Raw genomic sequence first — 11,183 nt, 5'->3', positions numbered from 1 at the left:
AAGAAATGGAGAAATTATGTCAGATATTACAAGTGAAATTAAGAAAAGAAGGACATTTGCAATCATATCCCACCCGGATGCTGGTAAGACAACACTTACTGAGAAGTTCTTGTTATATGGTGGTGCTATTAATCTTGCTGGTTCTGTAAAGGGTAAGAAGACAGCGAAACACGCAGTATCAGACTGGATGGAGATTGAGAAGGAAAGAGGTATCTCTGTAACATCTTCAGTACTTCAGTTTAATTATGATGGATATTGCATTAATATTCTTGATACACCTGGACACGAAGATTTCTCAGAGGATACTTATAGAACTCTTATGGCTGCTGACTCAGCCGTAATGGTTATAGATGCTTCAAAGGGTGTTGAGAAACAGACTATTAAGCTTTTTAAAGTATGTGTTATGAGACATATTCCGATCTTTACATTTATTAATAAAATGGATAGAGAAGCCAACGACCCATTCGAGCTTCTTGATGAGATAGAAAATGTACTTGGAATTGCTACTTGTCCTATCAACTGGCCTATAGGCTGTGGTAAGGCATTTAAGGGTGTATATGACAGAAAGCAGAAAGAGGTATCACTCTTTAAGGCGGCAATGAATGGACAGAAGGAAGTAGATACTAAGAATATATCAATAGATGATGATGAGCTTAAGGCAGAGATTGGTGATGATTACTGGGCTAAGCTTGAAGAAGATGTAGAACTCTTAGATGGTGCAAGTGCAGAATTTGATCTTGCCAAGGTTCAGGCAGGAGATTTAACACCTGTATTCTTTGGTTCAGCACTTACTAACTTTGGTGTAGAGACATTTTTACAGCATTTCCTTGATATGACTACATCACCACTTCCACGTAATTCGTCAGTAGGTCTTATAGACCCATTTAAGGAAGATTTCTCTGCTTTTGTATTTAAGATACAGGCTAATATGAATAAGGCACATAGAGATAGAATTGCATTTATGCGTATATGTTCAGGAAAGTTCACTGCCGGTATGGAAGCTAACCACGTTCAGGGTGGCAAGAAGATAAGGCTTTCACAGCCACAGCAGATGATGGCACAGGAAAGACACATTGTAGAAGAAGCTTATGCAGGAGATATAATAGGTGTATTCGATCCGGGTATATTCTCAATAGGTGATACTATATGTACTTCTAATAAGAAGTTCCAGTTTGATGGAATTCCTACATTCGCACCGGAACATTTTGCAAGAGTAAGGCAGATTGATACAATGAAGCGTAAGCAGTTCATTAAGGGAATAAGCCAGATTGCACAGGAAGGTGCTATTCAGATATTTCAGGAATATAACACTGGAATGGAAGAAATTATTGTCGGCGTTGTCGGTGTACTTCAGTTTGAAGTTCTTGAATACAGACTTAAGAATGAGTACAATGTAGATATAAAGTTAGAGCCGCTTCCATATGAACATATCAGATGGATTGAAAATCCAGAAGAAGTTGATGTGAACAGAATTGTCGGTACTTCTGATATGAAAAAGATTAAAGACCTTAAGGGCAATCCGTTATTGGTATTTGCTAACAGCTGGTCAGTTAATATGGTGCTTGAACGTAATGAGGGACTTAAGTTATCTGAGTTTGGAAAGAACAACTAAATTGCAGATTTAATAAGGAACAAGGTGATTAGATGAACGTAAGCTACAGAGAGATTATAAAAAAAGCAGTAGCCATAGTACTTATGGCAGTCATTCTTGTATGTATGGTGACAGGATTTTCGTATACATTTACCGCTAAAGCAGATGATACAATTATTGCTACAGGTTATGTTAATTATGATGTAACAAGCCTTAGAATAAGGACAGCACCTGTTAATGGAAGTGTAATTACTAAAGTAGATGGTGGATTTAAGTTCGATATATACGAAGAAGTGAATACGAGTGCGACATATAAGTGGTACAGCATAGGTTTTTATCTCAATGGTGAATACACAAGAGGATATATAACATCAGAGTATACTACCAGGGAAGCAAAGTCAGATTATACACCAGATAATAATTTTGAAGATTATCTTGAGGCACAGAATTTCCCGGCTTCCTACAGGGAAAGCTTAAGGCAGCTTCACAGTGCATATCCATTATGGGTATTTGTAGCAGACCATAATGGAAGGGACTGGGATACTATGGTTAATGCCCAGAATGTATTAGGACGAAGCCTTATATACAGTTCGGCAGATGCTTCGTGGAAGTCTACGGCTGATGGCTGTTATGACTGGAATACAGGTGAGTATACAGAGCTTGACAGTGGTGGCTGGGTTCAGGCATCTGAGGGACTTGTGAAATATGCACTTGACCCAAGAAACTTTCTTGATGATACATACATATTTATGTTTGAAAGTCTTTCTTATGACTCATCAGTACATAATATAGACGGTGTGCGCAATATTATAAGCGGAACATTTATGGAGAATTCAAGCCACAATCTTGACGGCTATGACTATGCTTCACTGCTTATGTATGCAGGTGAAGTATCCAAGGTAAGCCCATATCACCTTGCAACAAGAATTATTCAGGAACAGGGTGCAGACGGACGAGGCAACCAGATATCTGGAAATGTAAGCGGATACGAGGGCTATTATAATTATTACAGCCAGAACGCTTATGCAAGCGGCGGTCTGTCAGCAGTCCAGAATGGTTTGAAATATGCCAGACAGACCGACAGCTCTAATATGAGGCCTTGGAATTCGCGTTACAGGGCTGTTGTAGGTGGTGCTGTCAATCTTGGAAAATGGTACATTAACAAGGGTCAGGATACTATATATTATGAGAAGTTTGATGTTAAGAACTTCTCACACCAGTATATGACTAATGTGCTTGCACCAAGGTCAGAAGCGACAAGGGCTAAGAAGGCATATAGTTCATACACGCTTAATAATACAACATTTAAGTTTAACATTCCGGTATATGATAATATGCCATCGTCAAGATGTATAATACCAGATGGCAACCAGAGTGCGAATAACAGGCTTAGTTCATTATCAGTAGATGGTTATACATTAACTCCTACATTTTCATCTGATAATACTGATTACAGTCTTATTGTAGAAAATGATGTTACAAGTGTTAATGTATCGGCAGGCCTTATAGATGGCAATGCAACAGTAAGCGGACGTGGAAGCCACAGCTTAAGCGTTGGCAATAATGTAATCAATATTACTGTAACGGCTGAAAATGGTGACATAAAGACATATGTAATCAATATAACAAGAAAGTCTGCACAATCTGGTGGTAATACAGATGGTTTTAAGACAGATTATAATGTCGATTCATCAAAGAAGATAATGACTAAGATAGGTGTCGGAAGTCAGGCATCAAGTGTTCTTGATAATGTAGCATACAGCAATGGCTGTTATGGAAAAATATTAAAGAATGACGGAAGCGAGAGAGGCGACACAGTAGTTACTGGTGATAAGTTAGTTGTATACAAGGCAGACGGAAGTGTATATGATGAATATTCTATAGTTATATATGGAGATGTTAATGGTGACGGAGTTATAGATTTATATGATTTCGTTGCTATTAAGAGAGCAGTTCTTGGAATTGGACAGCCACAGGGCAGTTATAAAGAGGCTGCGGATATTAACAGGGACGGAGTTATAGATTTGTATGATTTCGTTGCTATTAAAAGACACATATTAAATATAGGATATATCCAGCAGTAGTGACTGCAAGAAGAGAGGACATATATGAATAAGGTTAAAAAGATAATTTCAGCACTGCTTATTATATGTATGTGTGCTGTAATGGCTTTTGTGAATAAGACAGATATATTAGCGGCAGGAACAGCAAGAGTATCAATTGGTTCAGCAAGTGGTACGGTAGGCGATACAGTATCCATAGATGTGTCAATCAGTGCATCGAGCGGAATAGGCGGAGCTACAATATATGTATCCTATGACCCATCAATATTAGCATTAAGCGGAAGCTCAAGTAATTCGGGAACTGCGATGGTCAGCTTTATGGACGAAAGTACAGCAAGCAGCCAGTCAAAGACAATAACATTTAAGATTATCGGAGCTGGTACTTCAAGCCTTAATGTTATAGGTGATTCCAAGGTTATTGATATAGATATGCAGGCGTGCAGTATATCCAAATCGTCAGGTTCAGTTACAGCTTCTGCACCAGCTTCATATTCATCAGATAATACATTAAGTTCATTACAGATAAGTCCTGGTGTGTTATCTCCAGCATTTTCACCAGATGTAACTACTTATACAACATCTGTTGGTGCTGACTGTGCAAGCCTTACAGTAAGTGCAGTTCCTAATGATTCAAAGGCAACTGTAAGCGTATCTGGCAAGAGAATGGATCCAGGATTTAACACAACAACAATTACTGTAACAGCAGAAAATGGCAGTAAAAGAACTTATACAATAAAGACAACCAAGGAAACTAATTCAGCTTCTAATGAAAATAATCAGGCAACAGGTTCGGACTCATCTAATGGATCAACAGACAATAATAATGATATTCCTGATGTGCAGGATCCTAACAGTGAAGCAATACAAGAGCCGAATATTACAGTAGATAATGCTGAATATAAGATTGTATCTGCTAATGATGAACACCCACTTCCAGATGGCTATACTCCAACAGAGTATGATTATAATGGAACAAAGGTATCAGCAGGTGTTGGAATTGATACAGGAGTAACAATTGTCTATCTTGAAAGTACAGATGGCAAAGGTGAGAGCGGTTATTATGTATACGATTCGGTGAGAAAGACATTTTCACAATTCGTAGAAGTAAGCCAGCCACAATTTACATACTGCATACTTGCCATAGATGAAGCTTCTATGGAACTTCCAGAAGGCTATGATGTTGGAAGAACAGTAATCAATGGCAAAGAAGTCGATGCCCTTCTTGACAGAACAGGCAACTACGCATTATTCTACGGCGTAAGCTCTACAGGAGAAACAGGCTGGTTCAGATACAATGTCAATGATGGCACAATACAAGGCTACGCCGGTTACAATATGGCAGATGAACAGGTAATCAACACCAACACAAAGACAGCTGACAGTGATAAGGCATTTAATACAGTCAGCAGTTATATATTCGTTATATTAGCAGTCCTTGCTGTTGTAATAATAGCATTAATAGTTGTAGTTATAGCCTTAAGCATTAAGCTTTCAAAGAGCAAAAAAGCCTTCGTAGGAGCAATGGACGGCTACGAAGACGAAGATATAGACGAGGAAGACTTAGACGATATGGAACTTGAAGATGATGAAGAAGATATCTTATATGATGACTTAGAAGAAGATATAGATGAAGAAGTATCTGATGATGCCGTCCCATATCAGTCATCAACCACAAAAGATCTCCCCGAAGAATACAATGAGTCTGAAGAACTGGAACTAGAAGAAATAGACGATAAATAATAAATATCTATCGTCCACCATAAACAGACAGCAAATAGTTAAATCATAATCAGATAATAAATAGGTGACAATAACCACAACAGTCTGACAATAGAGCCTCAATCCCCAGTCCCCGCTTTACTGGCTTGTCCAGTAACAGGGGACATCCCCTTTTCGTAAATCTATTGTCCGGCTGTTTTTTTACGCAAAAATCCCCCATCTCTATTTCATTCCTAATCCACTGAAATATATTTTAAAGCTATCCAAATATAATATATTGACAAATATATTTTACTATGCTATAAAATCTACTTAATAAATAAAACAAAATATACCAATGGGTGAAAGACAGCCAGCGATGCTAAAGCTGATAGAAGCATAAGAAGACGCTGGGGAGCCGCCGGTCCTTAGCTGGCAGTTCCAACTGGCAGCTTAGTACCGCTGCGAGCGACACGCAGTGCAAACGTGTCTTTGTTGCTTCTATTCGCTTTAACAACGCGTCCGGGGTCCGTCTATCTTCCACCCCCATCAATTTAAAGAAGGAGATGTACAAGAATGATATCTAAATTACACCAACTAAATTTACACGACAAAATAAAATACATTTACGCTACTGTAATTAAATTTATGATTTTATCAGGAATCGTAAGCATAATTGGTTTATCTCTTCTGGATATAAGATTTAATTCTTATGTAAAAGGGGCTCAGAAAGCAAATAATGCTGCTAAAGAAAGTATTATAGATATTAGTTCTGCTGCCCGCAATATAAGAGAGATGGCATTAAATGACGACAGTTCAACTTATGAGAATTATAAGAATAATGTTAAGACAGTTCTTACAGACTCCCAGACACAGCTTGATATTATAAAGAATACCAATATAATAGATGATGATTTGTATAACCAGTATGTTAAAGCACTTAATGAATGGGGCAATATCGGTTACGATATAATTAACCAGATTGAAAAGGGCGACCTTGCAAGTGCCAAGAATAAAATCCACACAGTATGTACACCTGCACTTAACAATCTTATGAGTATTGCGGATAAAATGGAGGATGAAACCAACAAAGAGGCGGATCAGGCAATATTGTTAAGTAATGTTGTGGCAGTCATAGGCGGTGTGGCTATTGTGTTATTTATTGTAATAGCGAGCCTTATATCAAAGAAAATAGGTGCTAAGATTACAGAGATGATAATAGAACCATTAAGGGATATAGACAATGTAGCTAAAGACCTTGCTAATGGTAACCTGCACAGTGAGCTTACATACCATTCAGATGATGAATTAGGAACATTAGCCCACAGTCTGCGTAAGTCAATAAGAACATTAAGTTCATATGTTGATGATATTAAAAGGTCAATGCAGGAATTCTCACATGGTAACTTTGATGTTAAGCCAGAAGTTGAGTGGAAGGGTGATTTTGAGGAAATATTACATGCATTTATGAGCTTTGAAGCAAGTATGGCAGATCTTGTAAAGCATCTTCAAAGAGTAGCTGACCAGGTGGCAGAAGGTTCAGAACAGATAGCATCAAGTTCAACAGAGCTTGCAGAAGGAGCGACTAATCAGGCGGCTTCAGTTGAGGAGCTTACAGCTTCCCTTGCAAGTGTGTCAGAAAGAGTTGCACAGAATTCACAGAATGCAAGAGAAATAAGTGGCAAAGTAAATGAACTAGGAACACAGCTTGATGAAAGTAACGGCAAAATGGGTGAGATGGTCACATCAATGGGTGAAATAGAAAAAGCTTCCAAAGAAATCAGCAAGATAATAGAAACTATCAACCAGATAGCTTCACAGACTAATCTTCTGGCACTCAATGCTTCTATAGAGGCAGCAAGAGCTGGCGATGCAGGAAAAGGTTTTGCGGTAGTTGCAGATCAGGTATCAGCACTTGCGGCACAGAGTGCAGAAGCTGCCAAGGAGTCAGCTTCATTAATAGATACATCTGTTGCGGCAGTTGAGAAAGGTATGGTTATTGCCAATGACACAGCTTCCCAGCTTGGTGTGGTTGTGGATAATTCAAGGCATATAGTTGATGAAGTTAATAACATTGCAGATGTTCTTAATACTCAGACAGAGACAATTAAGCAGGTTGATGACGGCATTGAAGATATCAATGATGTAGTACAGACTAATTCTGCCACATCACAGGAGTGTGCCGCTGCAAGTCAGGATATGAGTACACAGGCAGACACATTAAGGGGACTTATTGCAACACTTAAAATAGCACATTTTAAAAAAAATAATAATAAATAATAAATAAAAGGCAGTAAAAGCATAAGTAACAGAGTAAAATATATTCTCTATACATAGTAGATATGTAATGAGAATATATATTAAAAGCTTTTACTGCTTTTTGTTGTAAGAATATATGTTCTGATTTATAATGAATTAAAAAAAGTATAACATTACTAGACAGGTTATGGACAGAACATTGAACAATATATTATATGAAACATCGGAATATGAAGATTACGAGGCATTTGTTAATGCTAAAGATAAGATAATTGGCAAGGCACATAATAACAAAGGGATAGGGACATTGTCAGAAAAGACACTTCACGCTGTCCTTAAGCTGTATTATGAGCCTGATGAGGACAAGCACGAGGTCGCTATGAGCGGTTATTATGCTGATATATATAATGACAAAGGAATAATAGAGATACAGACACGCCAGCTTAATAAACTGAGGGATAAGCTTTCGGTATTTCTACAAGATTACCACGTTACTGTGGTGTATCCGCTTCCATTTAACAAGTGGTTAAGCTGGGTTAATCCTGATAATGGAGAGGTTCAGGGCAGGAGAAAGTCGCCAAGACATTTTACGGAATATGATGCATTTTACGAGTTATATAAGATAAAAAGCTATCTGAAAAATCCTAATCTTTCAATCAATCTTGTGCTTATGGATATGGAAGAATATAAGCTTCTTAACGGCTGGAGTTATGATAAGAAAAGAGGTTCAACAAGATATGACAGAGTACCGGTTGGGATAAGAAGAATAGTAAAGTTTGACAGGATAGAGGATTATATGCAGTTAGTTCCAGCGGATTTGAAGGAAGATTTTACGGTGAAAGACTTTGCCATGGCGGCTGGGGTCAGTGTTGAAGCGTCAAGATATACGCTTAATATTCTTAATTATCTTGAGATAGTAAAGCGTACTGGCAGAGTAAAGAATGGGTATGTCTATAACGTCACAGAAGAATTTTAATATAATGAGCGCAAAAAATACGCAGAAATATGATATATAAGGAGGCACAGATATGTATGTAATTAAAGATAATACATTTAATATATCAGTAAGAAATCTGGTTGAATTTATGTGCCTTGGTGGGGATATTGATAACAGGGATACAGGTGTTGCTGATGTTAAGGTTATGCAGGAGGGTGCGAGGCTTCACAGGAAAATCCAGCACTCTATGGGTTCTAATTACAGGGCAGAGGTGCTTCTTAGGAATAAAGAGGAGCTGACATCAGAGGGTGGAATTGAATACGAGCTTAGAATAGAGGGCAGGGCAGACGGAATAATAGCTGACATTGAGGAAGATGAGGATGGCAATAAGCTGCCGATAGGTGAGGTTACAATTGATGAGATTAAGACTATGCAGTCAGATGTAGGAAAGCTTAAAGAGCCGGTGTATGTGCATAAGGCACAGGCTATGGTGTACGCTTATATATATTTAACAAGGTATAATCTGGAGAGCATTAATGTACAGCTTACTTACTGTAATACAGAAACTGAGAAAATAGTAAGATTTAAAGAGCAATATGACAGTGAGTCAATTATAAAATGGTACAGAGAACTTGTAGCTGGCTTTAAAAAGTGGATGGATTATGTATTTGATGAAAGGGCAGAAAGGAATGCTTCAATTCAGAAACTGCATTTTCCATTTGAGTACCGTGAGGGGCAGAAGAAGCTGGTTGCGAGTGTATACCACACGGTAAAAGAACAGAAGGTGTTATATATACAGGCACCGACAGGAGTAGGAAAGACTATATCAACAGTATATCCAGCCGTGCAGTCGTGCAGTAATGGCTTAACTGACAAGATATTCTATCTTACCTCCAAGACAATAACGAGAACGGTAGCCGAGGAAACATATGCGATACTAAGAGATGCAGGACTGCATTTTCGCACAGTGACACTGACGGCGAAGGATAAAATATGTCATCTTGATGAGCACAACTGTAATCCAGAGGTGTGCGAGTATGCAAGGGGGCATTTTGACAGGATAAATGAAGCTGTTTACGATATAATCACTAATGAAGCGGTAATTAACAGGGATACGATATTGCAGTATTCAGTGAAGCATAAGGTGTGTCCGTATGAAATGTCGCTTGATGTTTCATACTGGTGTGATGGAATAATATGCGATTACAATTATGCTTTTGATCCAGATTCTTCATTAAAAAGATATTTTGGTGATGGCGGCAAAGGCAATTATGTATTTCTTGTAGATGAGGCACATAATCTTGTTGACAGGGCAAGGGAGATGTATAGTGCAACGCTTGTCAAGGAAGATTTTCTTGCCTGCAAAAGAGTAGTTAAGGATATGGACAAAAGGCTGGCTTCATACCTTGAAAAATGCAACAAATATCTTCTTGAATTAAAGAGAGCCTGTGATAAAGAATATATAATAATAGATGATTACTGTGGCACATTTTTAGCTAATCTGCAATCGTGTTATTCGTATATGCAGAAGTTCTTGGATAAGAATAAAGGAAAGCCGGTGTGCGATGAGATAATAGAATTCTTCTTTAAGATAAGACATTTTATTAATATGTATGACTGCATAGATGAGAAGTATGTTATATATGCTGAGCATATCGATGACGGTGACTTTGCACTTCATCTGTACTGTGTTGACCCGTCAGGACAGTTATCGCAGAGATTAAGTCAGGGAATATCGACAATAATGTTCTCGGCGACACTTCTTCCAGTGAATTATTTTAAGGAAATGCTTTCAGGAAATGCAGATGACTATGCTGTGTATGCACATTCGCCGTTTGATACTGATAATAAGAGAGTGCTTATTGGACGTGATGTTACAAGCAGGTATACGAGGCGTAATTATAATGAGTACACCAAGATTGCAGGTTATATCCACACACTTACGCAGTCGAAGCAAGGCAAATATATGATATTCTTTCCTTCTTACAGCTATATGAGAGAGGTGTATGATATATATATACAAAAATATGCCTGCAATGTTATAGATCTGCACGATGTTGAGGATGGAAGCTACATTTATCATCTCTCTGAGGGAGAAAATGTATTGATACAGGATAATAATATGACGGAAGCCGATAAAGAGAATTTCTTGTCAGTATTTATGGATAATACAAGTGGAAATGTCACGGGCTTTTGTGTGCTTGGCGGTATATTTTCTGAGGGAATTGACCTAAGGGATAAGTCACTTATAGGGGCGTGTATTGTAGGAACAGGCATACCTATGATATGCAGACAGCGTAATATATTAAGAAATTATTTTGACAGTATAGGTAAGAATGGCTATCAGTATGCGTATGTATTTCCGGGAATGAACAAGGTGCTGCAGGCGGCTGGAAGAGTTATAAGAACTGCAGATGACAAGGGTATAATACTTCTGTTAGATGACCGTTTTATGACACAGGAATACCAGATGCAGTATCCAAGGGAATGGGATAAAGTGTATCCTGTAGATATTAATAATACAGGAAAATGTATTGAGGATTTCTGGAGATTATAAGGCATATGGGGAATTATGAGGGAATTTGTCAATTGTGGTGAGATTTGGCAAGTAATATGTTGAGAAATTGTCAGACAT

At 38.0% G+C, this 11,183-nt stretch carries 6 protein-coding genes; all 6 read left to right on the top strand.

What is annotated here, in order from left to right; genetic code table 11:
- The first annotated feature begins 16 nt into the window (after positions 1-16).
- The 6 genes from C7390_RS07660 to C7390_RS07635 all read left to right on the top strand — a co-directional run bounded on the left by C7390_RS07660 (position 17) and on the right by C7390_RS07635 (position 11,105).
- Positions 17-1,612, top strand: coding sequence for a peptide chain release factor 3 (locus C7390_RS07660; RefSeq protein WP_022502322.1), 1,596 nt, complete (start codon positions 17-19; stop codon positions 1,610-1,612).
- Between the two features lie 32 nt (positions 1,613-1,644).
- Positions 1,645-3,675, top strand: a complete 2,031-nt coding sequence (locus C7390_RS07655; protein ID WP_055176257.1) for a dockerin type I domain-containing protein — start codon at positions 1,645-1,647, stop codon at positions 3,673-3,675.
- Positions 3,676-3,699: 24 nt separating this feature from the next.
- A complete protein-coding gene (locus tag C7390_RS07650; protein ID WP_055176254.1) occupies positions 3,700-5,394 on the top strand; it encodes a cadherin-like beta sandwich domain-containing protein in 1,695 nt (564 codons plus the stop codon).
- A gap of 534 nt (positions 5,395-5,928) precedes the next feature.
- The gene (locus C7390_RS07645) at positions 5,929-7,632 is read left to right on the top strand and encodes a methyl-accepting chemotaxis protein (RefSeq protein ID WP_116443895.1); all 1,704 of its coding nucleotides are present in this window, start codon (positions 5,929-5,931) and stop codon (positions 7,630-7,632) included.
- Positions 7,633-7,810: 178 nt separating this feature from the next.
- Entirely contained in the window at positions 7,811-8,587 is a 777-nt protein-coding gene (locus tag C7390_RS07640; protein WP_318255836.1) for a hypothetical protein, read from the top strand.
- Positions 8,588-8,639: 52 nt separating this feature from the next.
- Positions 8,640-11,105, top strand: a complete 2,466-nt coding sequence (locus tag C7390_RS07635; protein WP_318295605.1) for an ATP-dependent DNA helicase — start codon at positions 8,640-8,642, stop codon at positions 11,103-11,105.
- The last annotated feature ends 78 nt before the right edge of the window (positions 11,106-11,183 follow it).

This window comes from Bacteroides galacturonicus (genome assembly GCF_003096855.1).
Classification (GTDB): Bacteria; Bacillota; Clostridia; order Lachnospirales; family Lachnospiraceae; genus Lachnospira; species Lachnospira rogosae.
The sequence above is the reverse complement of the archived record's forward strand: the minus strand, read 5'-3'. Positions and strand labels throughout refer to the sequence as shown.

Excerpts from the sequence above, each read along its gene's own strand:
- C7390_RS07650 (WP_055176254.1), top strand. The coding sequence starts at position 3,700 with ATGAATAAGGTTAAAAAGATAATTTCAGCACTGCTTATTATATGTATG.
- C7390_RS07645 (WP_116443895.1), top strand. The coding sequence starts at position 5,929 with ATGATATCTAAATTACACCAACTAAATTTACACGACAAAATAAAATAC.
- C7390_RS07660 (WP_022502322.1), top strand. The coding sequence starts at position 17 with ATGTCAGATATTACAAGTGAAATTAAGAAAAGAAGGACATTTGCAATC.
- C7390_RS07635 (WP_318295605.1), top strand. The coding sequence starts at position 8,640 with ATGTATGTAATTAAAGATAATACATTTAATATATCAGTAAGAAATCTG.
- C7390_RS07655 (WP_055176257.1), top strand. The coding sequence starts at position 1,645 with ATGAACGTAAGCTACAGAGAGATTATAAAAAAAGCAGTAGCCATAGTA.